The 25,279-nt window shown below is 43.5% G+C and carries 20 protein-coding genes; 13 read left to right on the top strand and 7 right to left on the bottom strand.

The annotated features are described in order from the left end of the window. The first annotated feature begins 53 nt into the window (after positions 1-53). From ABD772_RS06650 to ABD772_RS06640, 3 genes are all read left to right on the top strand, one after another. Positions 54-488, top strand: a complete 435-nt coding sequence (locus ABD772_RS06650; protein WP_345102023.1) for a hypothetical protein — start codon at positions 54-56, stop codon at positions 486-488. Positions 489-518: 30 nt separating this feature from the next. Continuing rightward, positions 519-2,198 carry a M1 family metallopeptidase gene (locus tag ABD772_RS06645; RefSeq protein WP_425562820.1) on the top strand — a complete coding sequence of 560 codons (1,680 nt, stop codon included), beginning with the start codon at positions 519-521 and terminating at the stop codon, positions 2,196-2,198. Between the two features lie 67 nt (positions 2,199-2,265). Further along, positions 2,266-2,982 carry a head GIN domain-containing protein gene (locus ABD772_RS06640; protein WP_345102019.1) on the top strand — a complete coding sequence of 239 codons (717 nt, stop codon included), beginning with the start codon at positions 2,266-2,268 and terminating at the stop codon, positions 2,980-2,982. Positions 2,983-3,148: 166 nt separating this feature from the next. On the opposite strand, the gene ABD772_RS06635 is transcribed toward ABD772_RS06640, so the two are convergent. Continuing rightward, positions 3,149-3,463, bottom strand: a complete 315-nt coding sequence (locus tag ABD772_RS06635; protein WP_345102017.1) for a Dabb family protein — start codon at positions 3,461-3,463, stop codon at positions 3,149-3,151. A gap of 37 nt (positions 3,464-3,500) precedes the next feature. After that, entirely contained in the window at positions 3,501-4,166 is a 666-nt protein-coding gene (locus tag ABD772_RS06630; protein ID WP_345102015.1) for an HAD family hydrolase, read from the bottom strand. A 257-nt stretch (positions 4,167-4,423) separates the two neighbouring features. Here ABD772_RS06630 and ABD772_RS06625 point away from each other — a divergent pair, with 257 nt between their 5' ends. From ABD772_RS06625 to ABD772_RS06600, 6 genes are all read left to right on the top strand, one after another. Then, a complete protein-coding gene (locus ABD772_RS06625) occupies positions 4,424-5,719 on the top strand; it encodes a DASH family cryptochrome (protein WP_345102013.1) in 1,296 nt (431 codons plus the stop codon). Positions 5,720-6,324: 605 nt separating this feature from the next. Continuing rightward, positions 6,325-9,126, top strand: coding sequence for a 2-oxoglutarate dehydrogenase E1 component (locus ABD772_RS06620; RefSeq protein WP_345102011.1), 2,802 nt, complete (start codon positions 6,325-6,327; stop codon positions 9,124-9,126). A 4-nt stretch (positions 9,127-9,130) separates the two neighbouring features. After that, a complete protein-coding gene (locus ABD772_RS06615) occupies positions 9,131-9,835 on the top strand; it encodes an SGNH/GDSL hydrolase family protein (protein ID WP_345102009.1) in 705 nt (234 codons plus the stop codon). A 23-nt stretch (positions 9,836-9,858) separates the two neighbouring features. Then, positions 9,859-11,100, top strand: coding sequence for a 2-oxoglutarate dehydrogenase complex dihydrolipoyllysine-residue succinyltransferase (gene odhB / locus ABD772_RS06610; RefSeq protein ID WP_345102007.1), 1,242 nt, complete (start codon positions 9,859-9,861; stop codon positions 11,098-11,100). A gap of 306 nt (positions 11,101-11,406) precedes the next feature. Beyond that, positions 11,407-13,116, top strand: a complete 1,710-nt coding sequence (locus ABD772_RS06605) for an ArnT family glycosyltransferase (protein WP_345102005.1) — start codon at positions 11,407-11,409, stop codon at positions 13,114-13,116. Between the two features lie 11 nt (positions 13,117-13,127). Next, positions 13,128-14,159, top strand: coding sequence for a hypothetical protein (locus tag ABD772_RS06600; RefSeq protein WP_345102004.1), 1,032 nt, complete (start codon positions 13,128-13,130; stop codon positions 14,157-14,159). A gap of 6 nt (positions 14,160-14,165) precedes the next feature. On the opposite strand, the gene ABD772_RS06595 is transcribed toward ABD772_RS06600, so the two are convergent. Beyond that, the gene (locus ABD772_RS06595) at positions 14,166-15,473 is read right to left on the bottom strand and encodes an FAD-dependent oxidoreductase (protein ID WP_345102002.1); all 1,308 of its coding nucleotides are present in this window, start codon (positions 15,471-15,473) and stop codon (positions 14,166-14,168) included. Positions 15,474-15,522: 49 nt separating this feature from the next. On the opposite strand from ABD772_RS06595, the gene ABD772_RS06590 reads away from it, so the two are divergent. From ABD772_RS06590 to ABD772_RS06580, 3 genes are all read left to right on the top strand, one after another. Beyond that, positions 15,523-17,199 carry an amidase gene (locus ABD772_RS06590; protein ID WP_345102000.1) on the top strand — a complete coding sequence of 559 codons (1,677 nt, stop codon included), beginning with the start codon at positions 15,523-15,525 and terminating at the stop codon, positions 17,197-17,199. Positions 17,200-17,207: 8 nt separating this feature from the next. Then, positions 17,208-17,750, top strand: coding sequence for a YfiT family bacillithiol transferase (locus tag ABD772_RS06585; RefSeq protein ID WP_345101998.1), 543 nt, complete (start codon positions 17,208-17,210; stop codon positions 17,748-17,750). A 94-nt stretch (positions 17,751-17,844) separates the two neighbouring features. Further along, a complete protein-coding gene (locus tag ABD772_RS06580; RefSeq protein ID WP_345101996.1) occupies positions 17,845-19,014 on the top strand; it encodes a PepSY-associated TM helix domain-containing protein in 1,170 nt (389 codons plus the stop codon). A 201-nt stretch (positions 19,015-19,215) separates the two neighbouring features. Here the strand turns inward: ABD772_RS06580 and ABD772_RS06575 are convergent, their stop codons facing one another. The 3 genes from ABD772_RS06575 to ABD772_RS06565 all read right to left on the bottom strand — a co-directional run bounded on the left by ABD772_RS06575 (position 19,216) and on the right by ABD772_RS06565 (position 22,039). Continuing rightward, positions 19,216-20,232, bottom strand: coding sequence for a 2Fe-2S iron-sulfur cluster-binding protein (locus tag ABD772_RS06575; protein ID WP_345101995.1), 1,017 nt, complete (start codon positions 20,230-20,232; stop codon positions 19,216-19,218). A 6-nt stretch (positions 20,233-20,238) separates the two neighbouring features. Beyond that, complete coding sequence (locus tag ABD772_RS06570) at positions 20,239-21,234, bottom strand: zinc-binding dehydrogenase (protein WP_345101993.1); 996 nt, start codon at positions 21,232-21,234, stop codon at positions 20,239-20,241. Positions 21,235-21,427: 193 nt separating this feature from the next. Next, the gene (locus tag ABD772_RS06565) at positions 21,428-22,039 is read right to left on the bottom strand and encodes a superoxide dismutase (protein WP_345101991.1); all 612 of its coding nucleotides are present in this window, start codon (positions 22,037-22,039) and stop codon (positions 21,428-21,430) included. A gap of 229 nt (positions 22,040-22,268) precedes the next feature. Between ABD772_RS06565 and ABD772_RS06560 the strand changes: the two genes are divergently transcribed. Continuing rightward, positions 22,269-24,485, top strand: coding sequence for an ATP-binding protein (locus ABD772_RS06560; protein ID WP_345101989.1), 2,217 nt, complete (start codon positions 22,269-22,271; stop codon positions 24,483-24,485). 3 nt (positions 24,486-24,488) lie between these two features. Here the strand turns inward: ABD772_RS06560 and ABD772_RS06555 are convergent, their stop codons facing one another. Next, entirely contained in the window at positions 24,489-25,079 is a 591-nt protein-coding gene (locus ABD772_RS06555) for a biliverdin-producing heme oxygenase (RefSeq protein WP_345101987.1), read from the bottom strand. Positions 25,080-25,279 lie beyond the last annotated feature (200 nt).

The following is a 25,279-nucleotide window of genomic DNA, read 5'->3' as shown; positions in this document are numbered from 1 at the left end:
GTTAGAGATTAGTTAAATTAATTGTCATGATTTTTACACTATATTTATGATGTATGAAAGCCTTCACCTCCATTACTTTCTCATTATTGCTTTGGACGATCTCCGTCCACGCACAAGCCTTATATGCTGCTGATGCTTATGAGCTTAAAGTAACCACACCTCGCGGTTTTTTTGACGAGGGCAAGATTTATATTGCCGATAAGTATGGCTTAAAAGATAAGGCGGCCGGGTTTATTGAGGGTGGAAAGGTGTATGCCGCCGATGGCTATCAACTAAAGGACAAGGTAATTGGTTTTATTGAAGGCAAAACTATTTTTAATGCCGACGCTTATCAGCTTAAAAACAAACCTGCCGCATTTTTAGCCGACGGCAAAGTATACGCTGCCGATGCTTACGGATTAAAAGGGAAGATAATCGGTTTTTATGATGGCGATGAAAAATCGGGCGCTGCCTGCGCGGCTATTCTCAGACTTATACGCAAAAGATAAAGTATATTTGGTAAAAATTCCCTGATCTCCATGAAATTATTTCGGTCAATTTTGGTCCTTTTGCTGATTGTGTCATTCAGTGTAAATGCACAGCTGATGAAAAAGAAGGAAACCTTTACCCGCGCCGACTCACTGCGCGGCAACCTGACTCCCCTACGTACCTGCTATGATATCAACTACTACCACCTCGATGTTAAGTTTGATATCGACAATAAATTCATCAACGGCAGCAACCTTTTTAAATTTACTGCTACGCAGGATTTTACCAAACTGCAGTTTGACCTGTATGCCAACCTGAAAGTTGGTAAAGTAATTTACAAAGGTAAAGAGCTGCCTTTCACCCGCCAGTTTAATGCAGTTTTCGTAACCTTCCCTAATACCATAACCAAAGGCAGCAGGGATGAGTTTACCGTGTATTATTCGGGTAACCCAACTATAGCCAGGAATGCCCCCTGGGATGGCGGCGTGGTATATACTACCGACTCGCTGAAACGCCCCTGGGTGGCCACCGCCTGTCAAGGCGCGGGTGCCAGCATTTGGTGGCCTAATAAAGACCATCAGGCGGATGAGGTTGATAGTATACTGATCAGTATCAGCGTACCGAAAGGATTGATAGATGTTTCTAACGGCCGCCTGCGAAAAAATACTGTTTTAAAAGATGGATACACCCGTTTCGACTGGTTTGTGTCTAATCCTATTAATAATTACGATGTTGAGGCTAACATCGGCAACTACACACATTTTGGCGATATATATAATGGCGAAAAAGGCAAGCTGACCACTGATTTCTGGGTATTGGATTATAACGTCGACAAAGCAAAAAAACACTTTGCAGCTAACGTTCCGCGTATGCTGAAAGCTTTTGAATACTGGTTTGGCCCCTACCCTTGGTATGAAGACGGCTATAAACTGATTGAAACTCCGCACTTAGGTATGGAGCACCAAAGCGGGGTAGCTTACGGTAATCATTATGTGAATGGGTACTATGCGGGGCATCGCGGCAAACCGCAGGGTATTGACTTGTCAGGAACCGGCCTTGGTTTAACCTGGGACTTTATCATTGTGCACGAAAGCGGGCACGAGTGGTTTGGCAACAACATCACCTCAAAAGACATTGCCGACATGTGGATTCACGAAAGCTTTACCAACTACTCCGAATCGTTATTTATTGAAAACATATCAAACAAACTGCAAGGACAAATCTACGTGAACGGATTGCGCAGAGGCATTGCCAATGATGAGCCGGTTGTTGGTTACTACGATGTTAATAAAGAAGGCTCGGGCGATATGTATCCCAAAGGTGCAGTGCTTTTGAACATGATCCGCACCATTATCAATAACGACGAAAAATGGCGCTCTATTCTGCGTGGGCTGAATAAAACTTTCTATCATAAAACCGTAACCTATAACGATATTACCGGCTATATCAGCCAACAATCAGGCAAAGACCTGCTGCCTGTTTTTGATCAGTACCTGCACAGTACCGAAATACCTGTAATTGAGTTTACAGAGTTACAGGGCAAGCTGTTAGCTAAATGGATAGCCGGAGCCCGGGGTTTTGCTATGCCATTGAGGGTAAGAGGCAAGGGCGGCGAATGGCAATTTATTCAACCAACTAAAAGCTTTACTCCCGTAAATATCAAGGGGCTTAATAAAGACAACCTGGAGGTTGATACCTTTAATTATTATATAGGTGTGATGATAGACTAATTTCATTTTTTCTGTAACGTTATTAAAATAAATAACGTCCTATAGAAAAAACAAAACTTAAACTATTATGAAGACTATTAAATTTTTAATTGCACTGGTGCTTTTTGCTGCCGGGCAAACCTTTGCGGCAAAAACCGAAGACAGGCCTGTTTCGGGCTTTCATGCTGTTGATGTTTCCGGATCATACGATGTTTATATTACGCAGGGGAATACTGAAACTGTAAAAATTGAGGCACCCAATGATGTAATCAAATTGGTGCTGACCGAGGTTAAAAATGGCACTTTGCGTATTTATAGTAAAGAGAACACAAGCTGGCGTAACATTTTCAAAAATCACAACATTTTCAACAATAAAAAGGTTGTGGTTTATGTAACCGTAAAAAACATTGACGGTATCAGCCTTAGCGGCTCAGGCCATGTCACCTTTAAAGACGGCTTGAACGCAAACGGCAACATGCATTTGCAGTTAAGCGGCTCAGGTAGCGTGCAGGGCAAATTAACTACTAAAGACCTTGATGCAGGTATAAGTGGCTCGGGCAGTTTAAAACTATCGGGCAGCGGCGAAAATCAAAATGTACATGTAAGCGGTTCAGGAAGTTACTCGGCGCGCGATTTTAAATCGGCCAATGTCAACGCCTCTGTAAGCGGTTCAGGCGGTGCAACGGTGTATGCCAGTAATAGTTTAAATGCACATGTTTCAGGTTCCGGCGGCGTACATTATGGCGGTAATCCTAAAAATATTTCGAAATCAAAATCAGGCAGCGGCAGTATTAACCAGTTTTAAGGTTAGCCGCTCAACTAACAATTTCGTCATTGCGGGGAACGAAGCAACCACTATAACAGATAGTCATTGTTTGCATTGATTAGCAACTGGAGAGCTTGCTCCGTACCTTGCGACGACGTATTTTTTATTGCTACGCTAACAACGGTATCTGTTTATATCTATTCAATTAAGCGTCGATACTGTCCAAAACCATCACCTTTTTACAAAGCGGCCCAGCATATTGGTCCCTGAAAATATCATGCAGCGGGTCTATCTGGTAGTCATCATGGTCTGCCAGACTATCAAACAAAACACATAACGAGGCATCATAACTGCGCTCAATCACATCGCGCATCTCACTTGGTGCGGGCACGCCAATATGAATTTGACGGATGGTTTTAATGGGCACCAAAACGTTGAGTCCCTCTATAAATTTGGGCAGGTCGGCTTTATCATTTAACCAGAAATATACCTGGTGACTAAAAGTGTTCTTTAATTGCATGGTTCTAAGTTTTGGTAAATATAATAATAAGCACTATTTAGGGTCTAAACAGTGCCTGCAATTTCTGCAAACTCAATTCTGTGTAATCTTTAACGACAAGGCTTGAAGGTTGCAGCCCGTCAGCGGTGTGCGCTGTAGTTACCCCCACTACTTTCATGCCGGCGGCATTACCGGCTTTGATGCCCGCCATTGAATCTTCGAAAACAATACAATCTTCAGGCCGCATATGGAGGTCGGCGGCGGCTTTTAAAAATATCTGCGGATTGGGTTTTCCTTTGCTAACGCGATCACCATCAATTATTACGTCAAAATATTGCCTTACAGGCACATGGTTCAGCACAAAGTCAATGTCATGCATCGAAGCGGATGACGCCATAGCCAGTTTTACACCGGCATCCTTTAGTTCTATCAGCAAATTTTCCAGTCCGCTAACAGGTTTGACGTAAGGGGTGTAATATTCCTGGTAAAGCTGCTCTTTTTCGCGCGCTATGGCTTTTTGAAAAGCGTCGTCAGCATCCGGAAATAAAATCCTTACGGTGTCCATAATCGGCACACCGCTTATTTCGGCTTTATACCTTTCTTTATTGAGTTCGCCTTTATCGTACTTTTTAAAAAGTGTTTGCCATGCTTTGAAATGGTAGGGCGTATTATCTACCATGGTGCCGTCCATATCAAAAATTGCTGCGAATTGTTTAATTGCCAAAGTTTATCGCTTTTTTAGCTGGCCGTAATTGATATATAATTTGCGTATACTTTCTATTGCAGCCGTGATGAATAAATTACCGGATAATTTAAAGACCATAAAACTACTAAATGGCATTTTTATCTATAACTGAACAGTTTTTTTACGCCGATGTTTTGTGGGTTAGCACGTTCAAATGTTGGGTTCATGTCATAAAGTTGTATATACCGGCTGTAATAACCCAAATAAATTGCAAATTTGTAGGTGCTTAAATCTATATGAGCGAAAGAATAATACTGGTCTGGTTTAGAAATGATTTGCGTGTTCATGATAATGAAATATTATTAGAAGCAACACGTAAAGCCGACAAAGTATTGCCTGTTTATATTTTCGATCCCTATTATTTCAAGCCCAATGCCGATGGCTCGCCTAAAACCGGTGCCCTAAGAGCGCGGTTTTTAATAGAGTCGGTTGCTGATTTGCGCAAAAATCTGGAAGGTTTAGGCGGTGGGCTGATTGTCCGTACCGGCAACCCCGCCGAGGTATTGCCTCAACTGGCTCAGCAATATGGTGTCAACGAAGTTTACCATCACCGCGAGGTGGCTTATGAGGAGACCAATATCTCTGAAGAAGTAGAAACCGCATTGTGGAACCTTAAACTGAACCTCAAGCACTTCATCGGTCACACCTTATATCATAAAGAAGATCTTCCCTTTCCGATAAAAGATATTCCGGATAGCTTTGCTGTTTTCAAGAAGAAAGTGGAGCGCGACAGCGATGTACGTACCTCACTACCGGCGCCTGATAATTTAGTTACTCCTGAAATAAACGATGCCGGCGAACTGCCCACCCTGAACGATTTAGGGTTGGATGAACCGCTTGACGATGCACGCGCACGCATAAAATTTACCGGCGGCGAAACCGCAGGATTAGCGCGCCTGGAAGAATATTTTGCTAACAATCAACAAGTGGCTCCTACTAAGGGCCGCAACGGCGCAACTGTTGACCGCTCATCTAAATTAGGGCCCTGGATGGCATTAGGTTGCATATCCATGCGCGAGGTTTATTGGGCCGTAGTTAAACATGAGCACGACAAGAACGCACATAACACCGGCATGCTCCGATTAGAGCTGTTATGGCGTGATTATTTCAGGTTTATGTTTAAAAAACACGGCAAGCAGTATTTTACCACCGATGCACAGCCCGAAACAACATCGCCCGAAAAACAGCGGCTGTTTGAAAAATGGAAAAGCGGTAACACCGGTATTCCGTTTATTGATGCCAGCATGCGCAAGCTCAACGCTACCGGCTATATCAGTAACTTTAGCCGTCAGATGGTTGCAGGCTATCTTGTACGCAACCTGGACATTGACTGGAAAAAAGGCGCGGCTTACTTTGAGGAAAAATTGATCGACTACTCGCCTGCCAGCAATTGGGGCAACTGGGCCTTTGTAGCCGGACTGGGCCATGATCCACGCGACAACAAATACTTCAACCTGGCCAAACAAGCCGGCGAACTCGAAACCAATAGCGAGTTTATCAGCACCTGGGCCGGTGCTGAACTGGCGGTATAATCTTTTGAATATTTTTGAACCAAATGTTGAATGATGAATGGTTTGCTATCGGATATTATCCTTTAAGCGCCATCGGCCCGACTTTATTTTGTAATGTAATATACTCCCTTTTCGCCGTTGGCAAAGAGGGTTGGAAAATATCGAATACTGAATATCAATAATAAACTATGAGGTACTCGAAATTCAATATTCATTATTAATAATTAAAGCGCCCCCTACGCCCGCTTGCAGAAGACAAGGGTGTTCCAGCGAAGCGTAGACCCGATGAGTCCACGCTGAAGCAAATTTCACCTCCAGAAATTAAACTAAGATGGTACGCCGGCGGCCTAAGCTTTGTATGTTGTGTATGAATTCTTTCAAACAATACACTTTATTACAGGTTTATCAACCGTTCTTTCCGAAGAATAGATTTACCAGAGTAATTTGTTGCAAAAAACGACACTTTTAAAGCCAATATTATACGCTTTTGAAGCATAATTATAACATTATTGTTTGTTTTATCGTTTACACGATTTTTGTGCGTAAAGTGGTAAATGTTTTGTAATTAAATTTAATGTTTATAATACGTTATGCTTACTTTTGCAACATCTTAAGATTGGTTTACCATGGATAGCCTCAATTATATAAATAGTAATAACGCTGCTTTTATTGATTCTTTATACGAAACCTACAAACAAGACCCTTCCTCGGTTGATTTTGGATGGCAAAAATTCTTCGAAGGTTTTGATTTCGGACGCGGATCGCAGGCACAAACTGTAAGTGCCGAAACCCCTGATCATTTTTTAAAAGAAATTAATGTTTTAAACATGATAGACGGCTATCGGGGCCGTGGTCATTTATTTGCAAAGACTAACCCAGTACGCGAGCGTCGTCAGCATTTTCCAGGCACAGAACTGGAAGCCTTCGGCCTGTCAAAAAACGATCTGGATACGGTATTTAATGCCGGTATTGAGGTTGGTTTGGGCCCTGCCAAACTGCGCGATATTGTGCAGATGCTGGAAGAAACTTATTGCGGCACTATCGGTGCAGAGTATCAGTATATCCGCAACCCTATAAAAGTAAAATGGTTTCAGGAGCGCATGGAAAGCCAGCGCAACAAACCATCATTCTCTGTCGAAGATAAAAAGCTAATGCTGCGCAAAGTTAGCGAGGCGGTAATTTTCGAAAACTTTTTGGGCACTAAATTCCTGGGACAAAAACGTTTTTCGCTGGAAGGAGCAGAGGCATTGATACCGGCAATGGATTCAGTGATCCAGAAAGGCGCTACTTTGGGTATCGAGGAGTTCACCATTGGTATGGCGCACCGCGGACGTTTGAACGTCCTGGCCAACATCATGAAAAAAACCTACAAAGAGATATTCTCTGAATTTGAAGGTAAAAACTATGATGAAGATTCAACCGCGGGTGGCGACGTAAAATATCACCTGGGCTTTTCAACTGACGTTGAAGCCGAGAATGGTAAAAAAGTACACCTTAGCCTATGCCCAAACCCGTCGCACTTAGAGGCGGTCGACCCGGTTGTTGAGGGTTTAACCCGCTCAAAAATTGACTTTAAATATAATGGCGATCACAGTAAGATCGCACCAATATTAATACATGGAGATGCTTCGATAGCCGGTCAGGGTATTGTTTATGAAGTGTTGCAAATGGAAAAACTGGATGGCTATCGTACCGGCGGCACCATTCACCTGGTAATTAATAACCAGATAGGCTTTACCACCAACTTTACTGATGCACGTTCAAGTACTTATTGTACGGACGTGGCTAAAACCGTTTTAGCTCCTGTATTCCATGTCAATGGCGATGATGTTGAAGCTTTGGCTTACGTGATCAATATGGCTATGGAGTATCGTCAGGTATTCCACGGTGATGTGTTTATTGATATCCTTTGCTACCGTCGCTATGGGCATAATGAGGCTGATGAGCCAAAATTTACCCAACCATTGTTATACAAGGCCATTGATGCCCACCCTAACCCGCGCGAGGTTTACATGACTAAACTAACTGCCGAAGGTGTGGTAAAAGATGACGAGGTGAAACAAATGGAGACCGATTTCCGCGCCCGTTTGCAAAAAGACCTTGACGAGTCAAAAGCTCAGGATCGTTTTACAGAGTCGATACCTATGTTTGCCGGTGCCTGGAATGGTTTACACCTGGCTACAGAGAGAGATTTTACAGCTCCGGTTAAAACTGTTATAAGTAAGGAAGATTTTCTGGCTATCGGTAAAAAAATAACCGGATTGCCTAAAGATAAAGTGTTCTTCAAGAAGATTGAAAAGCTGTTTGAAGAACGCAACAAAATGGTTAACGGAACGCAGGTGTTTGACTGGGCCATGGGCGAATTAATGGCTTATGCATCGCTATTAAGCGAGGGACATATTGTACGCCTAAGCGGCGAGGACGTTAAACGCGGCACATTCTCCCATCGTCATGCAGTATTAACTTTGGCCGATTCAGAAGAAGAATATAGCCCGCTGAATAACATTCAGGGTGAGAAGTTTCATATTTATAATTCACTGCTGTCAGAATATGGCGTTTTAGGTTTTGAATATGGTTATGCCCTGGCAAATCCCAACGCACTTACCATTTGGGAAGCACAATTTGGCGATTTCTTTAATGGCGCACAGACTATTGTTGACCAGTACGTAGCTAGTGCCGAAACCAAATGGCAGCGAGGCAACGGTCTGGTAATGTTATTACCACACGGTTATGAGGGTCAGGGTCCTGAACACTCATCAGCGCGTATAGAGCGCTTTATGGAACTTTGCGCCGATAATAATATTCAGGTAGCAAACTGCACCACGCCGGCTAACTTCTTCCATCTGCTGCGTCGGCAGATTTACCGTGAGTTCCGGAAGCCATTAGTGATTTTTACCCCTAAGAGTTTATTGCGTGCACCTAAATGCGTATCGCCGCTGGCCGACTTTACCGACGACGGTTTCAAAGAGGTAATTGACGATGTTAAAGCAGACGCCAAAAAAGTTAAACGTGTATTATTTTGCTCTGGCAAGATATATTATGACCTGCTGGAAAAACAAACTGCAGATGACCGAAAAGACGTTGCTATTATACGTTTAGAGCAGCTTTACCCTACTCCGATACAGCAAATAGAAGCAATCAGAGGCAAATACAATAAGGCTACTGATTTTATTTGGGTACAGGAAGAACCCGAGAACATGGGTGCCTGGCCTTATTTATGGCGCAAATCGCGTACCGAAGAAGCTTTGCGTTTTGATAATGTGATCTCAAGAAATGAAAGTGCAAGCACTGCTACCGGCTTTGCCAAACAACATGCCGCACAGCAACTGTATTTGATATCAAAAGCATTCGAATCGCCTGCAGGCAAAAAAGTAAAAGAAGCAGTAAAAGCAACAGCCAAGAAAATGGCCGCTGCAGGCGCAGATTGATTGTATGATGAAATGGCGAGTGCTTACCCTGGCTTTTTTGCCGCTTCTGATATGCTGTAAGAAACAGCAAGCTCTTGAAACAAACGTTAAGAGCAAACCTGTTGATAGTACTTTAACATTTTATAACGTTGTCATATTGGGCAACAGCATTACCTACTCGCCGAACAATACAGCTATAGGTTGGTTTGGCAATTGGGGTATGGCGGCTACCATGCAGGATTCGGACTATGTGCATATCCTGATCAATCATTTTAAGGTTAAGAACCCTAATGTGCAGGTCAAGATCAAAAACATAGAGCCTTTTGAGGTTGACCCCTTGCATTATGATCTTGATGCTGAATTAGGCACTCTGAAGGCTATTAAGCCCGATCTGGTGCTCATCCGCATTGGCGAAAATGTATCGGCTGATATAGACTTGCAAATGTTTAATGAGCGGTATACAGCGCTGATCAATTATTTTAAAGCTGACAATGCAAATGTTATTGTTTTAGGTGGGGGATCGATTTGGGGTAGCGTAGTTGACAACGTAATGATAAAACATCCGCCGTATGTTTTATTGAAGTCAATAGTAAACGACGGATCAAACTTTTCATTAGGTTTGTTTGCGGACGCGGGCGTTGCAGCACATCCCAGTGATAAAGGGATGCGAAATATTGCAGCTTTGCTATGGGACAAGATCAAGATTTTAACACCTGATGACAGGAAATAACGATAAATAACATACCTAACAATATGAGCTTAGAAATTAAAGTTCCGCCGGTTGGCGAGTCAATAACAGAAGTAACGTTATCGAGTTGGTTAAAAAAAGACGGCGATACCGTAGCCATGGACGAAGCCATTGCCGAACTGGAATCTGATAAAGCCACCTTTGAACTTACCGCTGAGAAAGCAGGTGTATTAAAAACAATAGCCAAAGAAGGCGATGTTTTGCCTATTGGCGCTGTTGTTTGCACTATCGAAGAAGGTGGGGCCGCCGCTACGCCGGCACCCAAAGCTGAAGCCGCACCAGCCGCCAAAGCAGAGGCAACAGCCCCTGCTTCTGCTTCAACCGAAAAAGGAACCACTTATGCATCGGGTACACCATCGCCTGCTGCTGCAAAAATATTGGCCGAAAAAGGCGTTGAAGCCGGATCAATTACCGGTAGCGGCGTTAACGGCCGTATCACTAAAGAGGATGCACTGGCTGCACAAACTGCACCTGTAAAAGCGCCAGCATCTGCGCCATCTGTGGCGCCAACTCCGCCACCCGCGCCTGGCGCAGCACCAGCCGGCGAAAGAAGCGAACGCCGCGAAAAAATGTCGCCACTTCGCAAAACTGTGGCTAAGCGTTTGGTAACGGTAAAAAATGAAACGGCAATGCTGACCACCTTTAACGAGGTAGACATGCAGCCTATCATGGACCTGCGCGCCAAATACAAAGATAAATTTAAAGAAAAACATGGCGTTGGCTTAGGCTTTATGTCATTCTTCACTAAAGCGGTAACTGAGGCCCTGAAAGACTGGCCGGCTGTTGGTGCGCGCATTGAAGGTGACGAGGTTGTTTACAGCAACTTTGCTGATATTTCTATAGCGGTATCTGCGCCTAAAGGTTTGGTAGTACCAGTTATCCGTAATGCAGACAGCCTGAGCCTGGCCGAGATAGAGAAAGCGGTTGTCACTTTAGCTACTAAAGCCCGCGACAACAAATTATCATTGGAAGAAATGACCGGCGGAACCTTTACCATCACCAATGGCGGAGTGTTTGGTTCAATGTTATCAACACCGATCATCAATTCGCCTCAATCTGCCATCCTGGGTATGCATAACATTATTGAGCGTCCCGTCGCCATAAACGGCCAGGTAGTTATCCGCCCGATGATGTACGTTGCCCTGTCATACGATCACCGCCTTGTCGATGGCCGCGAATCAGTAAGCTTTCTGGTAAGAGTTAAACAATTACTGGAAGACCCGGCAAGATTATTATTGGGAATATAGCCGCTTAAAATCTTCTCTGGAGAAGTAAAAAGAAAAGCGGCACATTCGGGCCGCTTTTCTTTTATACTCCGTTGTCATTTCGAGCATAGCGAGAAATCTATGATCGTGCTATTCAAACGCGTAAATGCATTATGCAACCGGCTCGGGAACAATCAAATAACCCGCTTCAAAACCCCGGATATCTATATGTACCTCTTCATGAAAAGATAAGGCAATCGCTAATGTTGTAGTTCTGCCGCTATTACATTTCTGTTAGCCTGAGCAAATATTTGTATACATTTGCCTCTGCTGAAATTATACATTTAAATGTTATCATCCACCCCATCAGTAAAACAATCTGAAAAACCTGTCTGGTACTTTTTGTTATGCTGGACGACATTAAACATCATCCAGGCGGCTACTCTTGAGCTTCATGCCGACGAAGCTTACTACTGGATGTATTCGCGCTTTCTGGATTGGGGATATTTTGACCATCCACCCATGGTGGCCTTGTTCATTCGCATCGGCGATAGCCTGGGGCATAATGAGCTTTGCCTGCGATCGCTTACCATCATCGCCAGCAGCATCAGTATTTATATTTTATGGCTCATTCTAAAACGATACGCGGTTAGTGCCAGGGCTTTTGTGCTGGTAGTAGCAGGCATGCTTATTCTGCATATTTACGGCTTTACCACTACGCCCGATGCACCTTTGTTTTTCTTTGCTATGCTGTTTTACTATTTCTACCAGCGTTATCTCGATGAAGACAAATGGTGGCTGGCAACCATACTGGGTGTAGTAATTGCCTGCATGTTTTATAGTAAATATCACGCGGTGCTGCTTATTGCTTTTACTGTTATCAGTAACATTAAATTATTCAAGCGGCCTTCGTTTTGGTTTATTGCGGCTTTGGCAGTGGTTCTTTATATACCCCATATTTTATGGCAGATTAGCCATGGCTTCCCCACGGTTACCTACCATTTATATGAGCAGGCTATGAAAATTTACAGCGCCGAGAACAGTTATCTGTATATTCCTGGTCAGTTGCTTATGGCCGGGCCCTTTATAGGTTGGTTCTTGTTTTATTCGGCCTTTACCGTAAAAATTAAGGATGCCTTTATCCGCTGTTTATTGGTGAACGGAATTGGTACTTTCTCTTTCTTTTTCTTTTCCACTTTCAGGGGCGAAGCCCAGCCGCATTGGACGTTGATAGCCTTTGCACCGCTGGTTATATTGTCGCTTATACGCTTTAATCAAAAAGGCGGTGTACCTAAATGGTTCAATATCGCAGCCGTGATCAACATAATTTTTGTTGTGGGATTAAGATTGGGCATGCTATTTCAATGGCAGGTAGTTACCCAAATCGGCCAGATTAAAAGTTATTACGGCTTTAAAGACTGGGCACAAACTATCCACAAAAAAATTGGCGATAATTATTTGATCACCGACAAAGGTTTCCAAAACCCATCGAAGTATAATTATTACACCAATAGCCTGAAAGCGTTTTCATACGACTCGCGTTATTATCGGCGCACACAATATGACATCTGGCCAATTGAAGAAAGGTTACAGCATCATCGCGCCTATTATCTGCTTGATGCACCCGAAATAGATGTCAACGAACAGATACAGGTTAAAGCAGGAACATGGTATGGCGGTTGGATTGATAATGTGCGCACGTATCAAAAATTAGAGATAGATGCAGGTATAACCCATTTAATATTACGTGCTGGGGAGCAAAAGGCTATTGATTTAACCATCACAAATCCATATCCTTACACCATAAACTTTGGCAACAAAGGGCAATTGCACAAAGCCTTATTAGGGGCGGTATTTTTTGAGGACAATGGCAAAAGCGTTGCGCAAAAAAGCGGCGACGATTTTAATAATATCGTTTTAAAGCCCGGCGAGAGCACGCATTATACATTCAATATCACCGCACCTCAAAAAGGGAAATACGATATGATATTTTCTATTCGGACAGACCCTTTTAAAGGCAGTAAAAACAGCAGGATCATATCTCTGGTGGTCAATTAAACAGTTTATCTATGTCAAAAAAAATCTGCTTATTTCTTTTCATTTCAATTGTTACCAGCAAAGCCGCTTTAGCGCAACAAAGTTTGGATGTTAATTTTAACGGCCTGGGCTTTTTAGATAACCGCGAGTATAAAGCTTTCATCCCCCGCTCACGTACTTATTCAGGTACCCGCACCGCGCTCGATTTTGGCTTGAACCTGGATAGCCTGAACCATTTTATCGTGGGCGTTAACGCCTTGCATGAGTTTGGCGCACAACCTTTTTTTGGTAAAGTTGACCCCATAGCATACTATAAATATACCGGCACCAAATGGAACTTCTACGCAGGCGAGTTTCCGCGCCAGGGCCTGCTTGACAATTATCCGCGTGCTTTGCTCAATGATACGCTGCGCTACTACCGCCCTAATATTGAGGGCTTGCTGGCGCGGTATCAAACTGAAAATTTTACGGAAACAGGTTGGATAGATTGGGTTAGCCGCCAAACCACCACCCGCCGCGAGCAGTTTTTGTTTGGCTTTTCTGGCAAATACAGGCCGGTTGCTTATGGTCCGTTCTATGTGTCACATTACTTTTTCCTGATGCATGACGCAGGTGCCGAAATTCCTGTACCCAACGACAGGATTAACGATAACGGTGCTGGTGAAATTAAACTTGGCCTCGACTTTAGCCACAGAACTTTTTTAGACTCACTGACTATTGAAGCCGGCGGATTAATGTCATTTGAGCGTGCGCGTGGCGTTGATGGTTTTCGCATGCCAAAGGGTTTTGTATTTAGCGCTTATCTGAGCTATCATAAAATAGCTTTATATGAAGAGTTTTATCATGGCCAGGGCAGCACTATTGACTACGGCGATTCTTTCTATTCAAAACCTACCTACAACCGCATTGACATTATTTACACGCCGTTTATGTTTGACAGGATCAAAGGGCAGTTTATCGGTAGCTTTCACTTCTCGCCAGGGCATCTTAATGATAACCAGGAAGCATTCAGAATTACGTTTGACCTGGGCAGGAAGATCCTGAAACGTTTTGATGCAGATTAATTTAGTTTAATTGATCATCCGGCCGGTTAGATCGACGGTACGCGCAAACGGATTCAGATATTGATTAGCCAGTATAGCAAACTCTCTGCGGGTAACTACATGTTTCAGATCGAAACCTGATTTGAATTTGTATTTGCCACTCCACTCCTTTTGCATGGTAGTTTGGAAAGACTGCGGATCAGTCAGTGTGATTTCACTGATAAACGACAACAGATTACCTGTAGTGAATTTAATGCCCGGTTTGGTATTGTTAAACCAGATAAAGGCGCGACTGTAAATTTCAATCAGCACCGGCTTGATCTCGGCTGTATAAACTGCCGAATCAGGCAGAAACAAATATGCTGTCTGATCATTCTTGACTTTACTAACCAGGCCTTTTAACAACCCCGTCACCGCAATTTGCTGTATCGCTCTGAAATAATGTTCCTTTGGACTAACATCATCAAAAGGCAACAGGTATCCTTTAAAATCCAATAGCTCGCTTTGTATAGCCCGTACCTTTAAATTCTTGCTGGTGGTTTTAAAAAAAGCACAATAAGCTGCCATTACACCTACGCCCTGGCCTATTGCCATTTGCATAGGCAGGCTAGGTTTGTTTTGCAGCACGTTTTCGGTTACAAATAAATTATCAGCATTCTTTACTACCAACAGGCTCATAGGGACCAAATATGACGCTGATCGCTTGACATCGTTACCGGCGTTTGCTGGCACGGGCATATCATCTCCGGCTGCTATTGAAGTGCGATATAAATTATTACCATAAGTTAATGGAGGCGGCAATGACGCACCGGCCAGCCTGACAAGTTCATTGCTATTTGTAGCGTCAATCAAAGCTTTTGCTTTTACATAATACACTTTGCCATTTTGTGTATATGTCACCTCCCAACCCGTTCCATCTTTTTCAATAGCTTTATAAGGCGCATCTAATTTTATCTTAAGACGGCTTGTGGTATCAGCTATGTTTTTGAGGATCCCCGCGCCCGTAAAAGGCTCAAACTGCAGAGGAGCCGTATAAGTAGTGTCATAGCCTGGTTTACTTTTGTAAAACTGATGCACCTGTTTTCTGAATTCGCCCCAAATGCCCGACGGGATAGTACGGTTATCACTAACCGTGATCATATTTTTACCTTGTAGCATCGGCATCCAGCCGCCGCTAACCAGCAGTACGGTATTTAGTTTACTGCGCGAGCTTTGAATAGCAGCAGCCACAGCGCCAGCACCGTCACCAATTACCAATACATCAGTTTTAATGGTTTCTGCAAAAGTAAATGAAGAAGAAAAAATAAAAACTAAGACAAATAACTTTTTAACCATCAGCCAATAAACACGTATAAAATGCTAAATTAGAGCAAACCTTTTACTTATGGCAAAAAATTCTATTTTAAAGTATATAGTTTTACCGTTAAGCCTCATTTTGAGCTTTATTTTCGGTGCCTTTGTATGGAACCAGGTGCAATCAAGCCCTATAACCATTCAGGTTGTTGCCGCGGCGCAAAAAATTATCGGCATGGATTTTACCACCGCTCAAAGCGACTCTATGCTAAACTCGTTGAATGACCGGGTACGTGATTATCAGGCGCTGCGGAAATTAAATATACCGAATAGCGTGGTACCGTCGCTCAACTTTAATCCGGTACCAGTAGGCTTTGTTACGCAGGACAATACCAATAGTTTCAAACTATCAAAAATAAATGTCGTTAAATTACCTGCCAATAAAGATGAACTGGCCTTCTATAATGTTCGCGAGCTGGCCGAACTACTTCGTACCCGTCAAATCACATCAGTTGAGCTGACTAAATTTTATATCGCTCGACTTAGGAAGTATAATTCTAAACTGCTTTTTGTAGTTAATTTTACCGAGGAACAGGCGCTTAAAGAAGCTGCCCGGGCCGACGCCGAAATAAGAGCCGGAAAATATCGTGGCGTATTGCATGGTGTCCCCTATGGCGTTAAGGACTTATTATCAACGGCCGATTCAAAAACAACCTATGGCGCTTCGCCTTATATTGATCAGAAATTAGGGATAGATGCAACAGTAGTGAAACGTCTGCGCGACGCCGGAGCAGTGCTGCTTGCCAAACTTACTTTAGGTGAGTTAGCTATGGGCGATACCTGGTTTGGTGGCATGACCCGCAATCCCTGGGATATTACCCGGGGTTCGAGTGGTTCATCTGCAGGGCCGGCGTCGGCGGTCAGCGCCGGGTGTCTGCCTTTTGCCATCGGTTCAGAAACGCTGGGATCCATCGTATCGCCATCTACAGAATGCGGCGCTACCGGATTACGTCCGTCGTTTGGTCGCGTTAGCAAATATGGTGCAATGGCGCTAAGTTGGAGCATGGATAAGTTAGGGCCAATAACCCGCAGCGTTGAAGATGCTGCCATTGTTTTTAACGCCGTGCAGGGTACCGACCCCAAGGACCTGAGTACAATAGCTGCCCCATTCAATTATGACGGTAACGTAAACTCGCTTAAGGGATGGAAGATAGGTTATCTGAAAGCGGCTTTTCAAAACCGTTATGCCAATAAAACTAACGGCTCACTTACCTTAGTTAAATTAAAAGAACTAGGTGCAGAGTTGGTACCTATAGAAACACCTGATATGCCATTAGGCGCAATCGCCATGATGCTGGATGCCGAAGCTGGTGCCGCTTTCCAGGAGTTAGTATTGAATCATAAAGACGATATGCTGGTGCGACAAAGCAAATACGCCTGGCCCAATATTTTCCGGACGGCACAGTTTGTTCCGGCTGTTGAGTATATCCAGGCCAGTCGTGCCCGTACTTTGTTGATACAGCAATGGTATAATAAGCTAAAAGGATTAGATATTTATATTACACCGGCTTTCAGTGCAAATTTAACGCTGACCAATTTAACCGGTAACCCCTGCGTAGTTTTACCTAACGGTTTTAACCGAGCGGGCAGGCCAACCAGTATCACCTTTATGGGACAGCTTTTTGGCGAGGGCAAAACTTTGGAGGCCGCCAGAATTTACCAGCAGGCGACAAATTTTAATAAAAAACATCCGACTTTGGCTTTTTAACACAAACCATGAGCATTACCCAATCTATCGACCCTTTACAATATCCCGTAGGCAAATTCTCGATACCCGAGTCTTACAGCCAGGAGGCAATACAAAGTTGGATAAATGATATCCGCGGGCTGCCTTCCAAAGTTCGCACTGCTGTAACGGGGCTAACCGATACCCAGTTAGACACCCCCTACCGCCCCGGCGGCTGGACGATCAGACAAGTTGTACACCATCTTCCTGATAGTCACATGAATGGGCTTATCCGTTTTAAGTGGGCACTGACCGAGGACAGCCCAACCATTAAAGCGTATAAACAGGCCGACTGGGTGCATCTGGCCGACTATAAATTACCGATCGAACCATCACTGATCCTGCTTGAAGGCATTCATCAGCGCATGTTGGCTTTGTTTGAGAGTTTAACAGACGAGCAATGGAACCGCTATTTTATCCATCCGGAAACCGGTGCGGAGATCAGCCTTAAGAGAAACCTGGCGCTTTATGCCTGGCATGGCAAACATCATTTAGCACATATCACCAATACAACGGCCAAGTTTAAATCTTAGATATTCAGGAGCGTAATCTCAGATTGCGAGCTTATTATCTTTATTTAAACTTATTCTAAATAATAACAAAAAAGGTGTACCTTGCGGCCGTTATATGACACCGCTAAAAAAGAACATCCTTTTCATACACCGCTGGCTGGGGTTTATATCGGGGCTGGTGGTGGTTATAGTAAGCATTACCGGTTGCCTTTTTGTTTTTCAGGATGAAATACAGGATGCGCTTTACGATTACCGCAAGGTAACGGTTGAGCAAAAGCCCTTTTTGCCACCGTCACAACTTAGGGAGATTGCTTTTAAATATTACCCGACGGCTGAGAAGGACCCAATTGTGGGTTATTATGGTAAAGACCGTCCGGCTATAGTAATGTTGCCGGTACCTAAACTGGGGATGCATTACATTAATCTTAACCCATACACCGGTAAATTTTTGCATGATGAAGATATTGAGCGCAACTTTTTTGTAGTTGTAGAATATATTCATTTGTATCTGCTACTACCGCCGGTAATCGGAAAGCAGATTGTAGGTTGGTCGATTGTGACTTTTGTGTTTCTTTTGATAACCGGTATTGTACTGTGGTGGCCCAAACGCAAAAGCGACCGCAAACGCAGCTTCAACATAAAATGGAACGGCCGCTGGCGCCGGGTTAATTATGACCTGCATAACGTATTAGGCTTTTACGCCTGCAGCATAGCGCTGATATTAGCCTTAACCGGCCTGTCGATTGCTTTTCAGTGGATAACCAAAGGCATTAACAAGGCGGTAAACCTTGGCCAGACTTATACTGCCGAAGAACAGGTTCCGGTATCAGATTCGCTGCATAGACCACAAATGCCTATTGACGCCTGGGATAAAGGGTTCCTTTATGCACAGCAGCATTCGGCAAAAGCACAAATGTTTATTATGTATGGCGATACCAAAAAAGCCGGCGGCACAATAACCATTAATGCTTATTACAAAGCGCTGCACTATTACAAAAGCGACACTTACGATTTTGATCAGTTTACCGCTAAGCCGTTAAAGGTACTAATGCACCAAAATAAAAGCGCAGGCTTAAAAGTAAACGACATGAACTATGATATTCATGTAGGCCAGATACTGGGGCTACCGACAAAGATCATAGCTTTCCTGGCCAGCCTGATCTGCGCCAGCTTACCCATAACCGGGGTTATAATATGGTGGGGTAAGCGTAATAAAAAAGGCAAAAAAGTAAAAGAGGTGGTGCATCGGCGCATGCATAATAAGCAGTTGACCGGAAAAGCCTAGGAGTTACTTATGTCATTGCTGTTTACTAACCCGTGAGGCTTTGAAGGAGATATGACAATACGTATTAAAAAAAAGCTGACACCTTATTTTGAAATATATTTTAGAGCTGTCATGGGTAGCGGAGCGTGACAACCGCAAGTAGGACTGCTAATGCGTGCGATTGCTTGGTCGTTCCTCCTCGCAATGACAAATGGAGAGAAATCACCTACAAAATTCAATCACCACATCATCACTAATCGGGTGCCCCGTACACGTCAATATCAAACCCTGCGACAGATCAAGATCAGTTAGCACATCGTTAACCGGCATATCAATTTTGCCGCTTGTGCAGTTAGCGGTGCAGGCCGAACAAATACCGGCGCGGCAGCTGTAAGGCAGCTGCAGGTTATTCTGGAGTGCCGCCTGCAATATGGTCTGGTTCTCGCCTACCATTAAATCATGAATTTCGTTATTAAATTTTATGTGAATGTAGCGCGGGGGATAGTTAATAAAACCAGCTGTTACCGGCACGGTTTCCAGTACAAAATTCTCTTTGCGGATCTGCGCGTTTCCCAGGCCCATATATAACAGTGTAAGCCGTACCATGCGCATGTAAGCAAACGGACCGCACACATAAAACTCTGCTTTATTTAAATTGAAATGTATATATTGTTTTACAAGGTGCTCAACGTTTACGTTATTTAATCGTTTGCCTTCGTTACTTAACAGGTGAATAATTTTCAGTCTGTCGGGATGGCGAGTTTGCAGGTCGTTCAATCCGTCGCCAAATAAAATCGAAGCCTGATCTTGACTGCTGTAAAAAAGCGTAAGCCTGCTATCGCCGTTGCGATTCAGGATATATTTGAGTTGCGAAAAAACAGGCACTACGCCGCTCCCTGCCGCAAAAAATACAATATCTTTCCGGGCAGTAAAATTGACCACAGTAAAACGCCCCGCAGGTTCGACCGCATTAAGGACATCACCTAACTTTACTTTAGTCAGCATAAAGCGCGATATCTCGCCATTGGCTATGCGCTTTACAGTGATGGATAGTTGCTTTTCATCAGGCGACGAGCTTAAGGAGTATGACCGTCGAATTTCTTTATCGCGATGTGTGAACACCAGAGTAATAAATTGCCCGGCCTTATAATTAATTCGTTTACCTGATACCTCATCTAGAAAAAAAGTGGCTGTATCGACAGTTTCCCATAGTATTGCGTCAACCCTTAATTGCAGCATTGAGTTTTATGCTTTAAGGATGATATTGCCAAATTGGGACGATGTGCTCATCTTGTCAATAGCCCTCGCTGCTTCGGCAAGCGGATGAACCTCGTCAATAACCGGGATCACCTGGTGCTCGTTCATAAAGGCCAGCATCACTTCAAAATCTTTTTTGGTACCCATCGTAGTACCCAAAATCTGCAATTGCTTCCAGTATATCTTGCGTCCGGGGATTGCTGGCATGTCGCCCGCTGTTGCGCCAAAAAAAACTATACGGCCACCGGGTTTAGCCAAATCAGTGAATTTAGCAAAGCCCTGGCCTAAGGCACTGTCTATAATCACATCAAAACCACCCGACAGATGTTGCAGTTCTTCGGCCCAATCCTGCGCTTTATAGTTGACGCCTGCGGCTGCACCCAATTGACGTGCACGTTCAATTTTTTCGCTGTTGCCTGAGGTAACAAACACCTTGCAACCTGCGGCCACGGCCCACTGTAAAGCGAAAGCTCCGGTACCACCGCCAACGCCCGATATTAAAACCGTATCCCCTTTTTTGGCTTTGCCTTTGGTAAAAAGCGCACGGAAAGCTGTAAGCCCGGCCAGCGGAAATGCAGCTGCATGCTCCCAATCTAAATAAGCTGGTTTGTCGTATAGATATTCGGCGCGGGTTTTTACATATTCCGCAAAGGTACCGTCATCGGGCAAGCCCAATATTTTAAAGTCTCTTCCCTGAAAATTTTCGTCGTCGCCCCAATTATTGCCGGGATTAATGATTACTTCCCTGTTCAACCACGACAAGTCTACACCCTCACCTGTTTCAGCAACCACACCTGCCCCGTCCGATCCTAATATGATGGGATATTTTAAGCCGGCATATTTGCCTACACTTATCCAATAGTCGCGGCGGTTTAACCCGGCGGCCTTAATTTTCACTAATACTTCGCCGGCAGCTAAGCCTGGTTTTTCAACTTCTTTCCAGGTGATAGGTTTATCGGCTGATTCGAGTACGTTAGCTTTCATGGTCTTCTTTTATGTCATTGCGAGGAGGAACGACGAAGCAATCGCAAGAATGCATGTTTGCATCCCCACAGCTATGGGGCTACGCTCGCAATGACAATTTGAGTAATAACAAAAAAAAGGCAGCAAATGATTGCCACCTTTAAATATAAATTTTATAAATCCGAAATAGAAATTCCGAAATCTGCTATCAAAATTAAGCTATAGCTTTAGCATATAATTCAGCAACATGTTGCCAGTTAATTACATTCCAGATAGCCGCCAAATAATCTGGGCGACGGTTTTGATATTTCAGGTAATAAGCATGCTCCCAAACATCGATACCTAAAATTGGGGTGCCTTTTACTTCGACAATATCCATTAGCGGGTTGTCTTGATTTGGAGTTGAGGTTACAGCTAACTTTTTATCAGCAGTAACAATCAACCAGGCCCAGCCCGAACCAAAGCGGGTAGCACCGGCTTCAGATACTTTAGTTTTAAACTCATCAAATGAACCGAAAGTGCTTTTAATAGCATCGGCTAAAGCACCGGCAGGCTCGCCACCGCCATTTGGCGAAAGCAACGTCCAGAATAAAGTATGGTTGTAGTGGCCACCGCCGTTGTTACGTACGCCAGCCGGATATTTTGAAATATTTTTGATGATGTCATCCAGATTACCATCAGCCTCTGCTTTACCTTCTAACGCTTTGTTTAAGTTGGTAACATAAGCCTGATGATGTTTGCCATGATGGATTTCCATGGTTAGTTTATCAATGTGCGGTTCTAATGCATCAGTAGCATAAGATAACGCCGGTAGTGTAAATGCCATAATTACTTATATTAAAGTTTAAAAATTGTTGTTTAGCAAATATAATGCGCTATTGCGGTTTTTATAGTAAAATAATGTCATGTTTTTTAAGCACCGGGCAATTAAGGTATAACCATACCAACCAGTATTTATATTGCATTAATGTATATGACAATTTTGATTAAATTTTTTAATTATAATTAAATTAATAACTTAGAACAAAATTCCATAGTGGCTCACAACAACACCTATGACCGAAAACATTAATCTTAACAATTGCGAAATTGAACCAATCCATATACCCGGCCAAATACAGTCGCATGGATTTTTAATCGCCATTGACTCAAGTTGTATCATCAAATTTCACAGTGAAAATATTTCCGAATATTTGGATAACCTGCCCGACAACCTGTTAGGGCGTCTTATAAATGATATCGAACCCCTCATAGGTGCAAATGAACCGCCTGACTTTATTAATCAGCTGATAAGCTTTGGCAGGAGCAATAAAAGCTTTGATCAAACCAACCCCTTCAGCACTGATTTACAAGGCACACCTTTTTATTTGGTCATCAATGAATCAGGGCCCCTGTACCTATTGGAATTTGAACCCGTTGAATCTAACCTGAAAACCGATTTGCAACGCATGATTGGCCGCTCTGTTTCAGAAATGCTGGCCGATAAGGATTTACATAATCTGTTGAAAAACAGCGCTTCGCAGGTAAAAAATATTATTGAGTATGACAGGGTAATGATTTACCGCTTTGCCGAAGATGGTCATGGCGAGGTGGTAGCTGAATCAAAGAACCCTGAACTTGAACCCTGGCTGGGTTTGCATTACCCTGCATCCGATATCCCAAAACAGGCTCGCGAACTCTATAAACTAAATTTGACCAGGCTTATTGCCAATGTGCACACCACGCCGTCAAAAATTGTAACCACCAAACAACTGAGCGAAGATCCGTTGGATTTGACACACTCGCAATTACGAGCGGTATCACCTATCCACATTCAATACCTCAAAAATATGGGTGTGGAATCAAGTTTCAGTATTTCGCTCTTATATAAAAACGAATTGTGGGGATTGATTGCCTGCCATAATTATACCCCGCGTTTTATTGATTACAAAGCGCGCGATTCGGCAAAACTTATCGGCCAGATACTGTCATCTGCCCTGGAATTCAGGCAGGATGAAGCCAATAAATATTTGCAGGATAAATACAATACCAACGTGAATGCGCTGTCTAAAAACATGTTGAAAAACAACAGCATTGAAGAGGCTCTGACCCTGCGGTCTATTAACATTATGCATATTACTGATGCAACAGGCGCAGTTTTAATATACGAAAATAACATAACCAAAGTAGGCAATACACCCAACGAGGAGCAGATACAACAATTATTAGGTTGGGTTAAAGAAAATGTCGACGAGCCATTTTATTATACCAATGAACTGCCTTATCACTATGCGGAAGCTGACGCTTACAAAAGGGTAGCAAGCGGCATTATGATATTGACTTTATCGGCCGAACTATCGGAGTATATCATCTGGTTTAAGCCTGAGCATCTGGAATTAGTAACGTGGGCCGGTAACCCCGAAAAACCGGTTGAAATAAATGCCGATGGCAGTGTCAAAATTTCGCCGCGCGCCTCATTCGAAGCCTGGGTGCAGGAGGTATCGGGTAAATCAAAGCCCTGGACTGATGAGGAGATCAAATCTGTGGCCCGTTTACGTGCAGAGGTCAGTTACGCTATTACCCAGAAAGCGGGTGCTATACGTATGCTGAACGAGCGGTTAAAACAGGCTTACGAGGAACTCGACACCTTCAGCTTTACCATATCGCACGATTTGAAAAACCCCTTATCGACCATTAAAGGGTATGCGCAGATGCTCTCCAGGTCTTCAAACCTGGAGTTGCGTACGCAGAATGTGCTAACCAAAATTGACAGCAAGGTTGACCGCATGAACTCTATGATCAATGAGGTATTGGAGTATTCACGTATCGGCCGTGTTGATTTGGACCCGGTTGAGATAGATGTGGCTACGATTATTGATGACCATATCCGCGACCTGAAACTGGTTTATAGCGCTGATCATCTAAAAGTAAACATTAAAAATACGCCCCCGGTAATGGGCGACCCGACCATGATATCGCAAGTGTTTGCTAACTTGTTAAGTAACGCGGTTAAATATAGCTTGCCATCGGGCGCACCCGAAATTACCATTGACGCCAAAGATGATGAAAGCGAAGTAGTTTATATGATAAAAGACAACGGGGTGGGTATTGATATTAAGCAATTACCCCGCGTCTTTGAATTGTTCAAACGTATGGATAACGTGCAGGATATCGAGGGAACTGGTGTTGGCCTGGCTATTGTTAAACGTATTATAGAGAAACACAATGGAAAGGTATGGGTTGACAGCAGGCTGGGCGAGGGCTCTACTTTCTACGTCGCTTTCAAAAAATAGTGCTTATTTGTCGAGCCAGCCTTTAAAGTTGATAAAGGTTTGATTAGCAGCTTCAATGATCATCTCTTCGTCCTGCGGGGTCATGGCGATGCCATTCAATGTTTCTTTAAAACTCGACCACATTTGTTCGGTTTGCCCGCCGTAGCTGTTAAAAAATGACAAGCCCTTGCCGTCCGCAATATGCAGGTGCTGTTGTACCATTTTACTGATAATTTGGCCACCCAAGGTTGAGCCTTCAATAACATACAGGGCGCCGAAAGCTTTCAGGTAGTTGTCAATTTCAGGAAGCTGGTCTTCGGCCGTTAAAGCTGGAATAGCTCCACCTAAAGTCAGGATATCATCAGCAATGGCTGATGTTTTGCGGCGATTCTCGTAGTCGGCCAGGTTTGAGGCGTTGATGTAGCGCTCTATGTGTTTTTCCAGCCCGCCAAAGTAACCGTAGAACAAAGTCAGCAAGTCAATATAATCCCGCTTCGAGCGCATACTTTTTAATTTGCCGACAAGCACCTTCTCGGTTTGCTGATGATATTGCAGCGTGGCTTCTTTTATTTTATCTGCCAACATAGGGTTGATGTTTTTATTTTTCCTTGCCATTGGACGAGGAACGAGCAGAGACCTTATATAATATACAATAATGAGAGGTATAAGATCTTCGCTATCGCTCGAGATCACAGTGGGATTTATTTAAATTATCTGGTGGAAACGTTTTGTCAGCAATCTTGTTTCATCCTGTTTCACTCGTATTTTACAAACACTTGTTTAACAGGTTGTTATGTCGAAACAATGTTTGTTTT

It is taken from the genome of Mucilaginibacter panaciglaebae (genome assembly GCF_039539265.1).
GTDB lineage: Bacteria > Bacteroidota > Bacteroidia > Sphingobacteriales > Sphingobacteriaceae > Mucilaginibacter > Mucilaginibacter panaciglaebae.
This window is presented reverse-complemented; position numbering and strand designations above follow the sequence as displayed.

Excerpts from the sequence above, each read along its gene's own strand:
- ABD772_RS06650 (WP_345102023.1), top strand. The coding sequence starts at position 54 with ATGAAAGCCTTCACCTCCATTACTTTCTCATTATTGCTTTGGACGATC.
- ABD772_RS06570 (WP_345101993.1), bottom strand. The coding sequence starts at position 21,234 with ATGAAAGCTAACGTACTCGAATCAGCCGATAAACCTATCACCTGGAAA.
- ABD772_RS06635 (WP_345102017.1), bottom strand. The coding sequence starts at position 3,463 with ATGCAATTAAAGAACACTTTTAGTCACCAGGTATATTTCTGGTTAAAT.
- ABD772_RS06595 (WP_345102002.1), bottom strand. The coding sequence starts at position 15,473 with ATGGTTAAAAAGTTATTTGTCTTAGTTTTTATTTTTTCTTCTTCATTT.
- ABD772_RS06555 (WP_345101987.1), bottom strand. The coding sequence starts at position 25,079 with ATGGCAAGGAAAAATAAAAACATCAACCCTATGTTGGCAGATAAAATA.
- ABD772_RS06615 (WP_345102009.1), top strand. The coding sequence starts at position 9,131 with ATGATGAAATGGCGAGTGCTTACCCTGGCTTTTTTGCCGCTTCTGATA.
- ABD772_RS06600 (WP_345102004.1), top strand. The coding sequence starts at position 13,128 with ATGTCAAAAAAAATCTGCTTATTTCTTTTCATTTCAATTGTTACCAGC.
- ABD772_RS06620 (WP_345102011.1), top strand. The coding sequence starts at position 6,325 with ATGGATAGCCTCAATTATATAAATAGTAATAACGCTGCTTTTATTGAT.
- ABD772_RS06605 (WP_345102005.1), top strand. The coding sequence starts at position 11,407 with ATGTTATCATCCACCCCATCAGTAAAACAATCTGAAAAACCTGTCTGG.
- ABD772_RS06560 (WP_345101989.1), top strand. The coding sequence starts at position 22,269 with ATGACCGAAAACATTAATCTTAACAATTGCGAAATTGAACCAATCCAT.
- ABD772_RS06640 (WP_345102019.1), top strand. The coding sequence starts at position 2,266 with ATGAAGACTATTAAATTTTTAATTGCACTGGTGCTTTTTGCTGCCGGG.
- odhB (WP_345102007.1), top strand. The coding sequence starts at position 9,859 with ATGAGCTTAGAAATTAAAGTTCCGCCGGTTGGCGAGTCAATAACAGAA.
- ABD772_RS06585 (WP_345101998.1), top strand. The coding sequence starts at position 17,208 with ATGAGCATTACCCAATCTATCGACCCTTTACAATATCCCGTAGGCAAA.
- ABD772_RS06645 (WP_425562820.1), top strand. The coding sequence starts at position 519 with ATGAAATTATTTCGGTCAATTTTGGTCCTTTTGCTGATTGTGTCATTC.
- ABD772_RS06565 (WP_345101991.1), bottom strand. The coding sequence starts at position 22,039 with ATGGCATTTACACTACCGGCGTTATCTTATGCTACTGATGCATTAGAA.
- ABD772_RS06590 (WP_345102000.1), top strand. The coding sequence starts at position 15,523 with ATGGCAAAAAATTCTATTTTAAAGTATATAGTTTTACCGTTAAGCCTC.
- ABD772_RS06625 (WP_345102013.1), top strand. The coding sequence starts at position 4,424 with ATGAGCGAAAGAATAATACTGGTCTGGTTTAGAAATGATTTGCGTGTT.
- ABD772_RS06575 (WP_345101995.1), bottom strand. The coding sequence starts at position 20,232 with ATGCTGCAATTAAGGGTTGACGCAATACTATGGGAAACTGTCGATACA.
- ABD772_RS06580 (WP_345101996.1), top strand. The coding sequence starts at position 17,845 with ATGACACCGCTAAAAAAGAACATCCTTTTCATACACCGCTGGCTGGGG.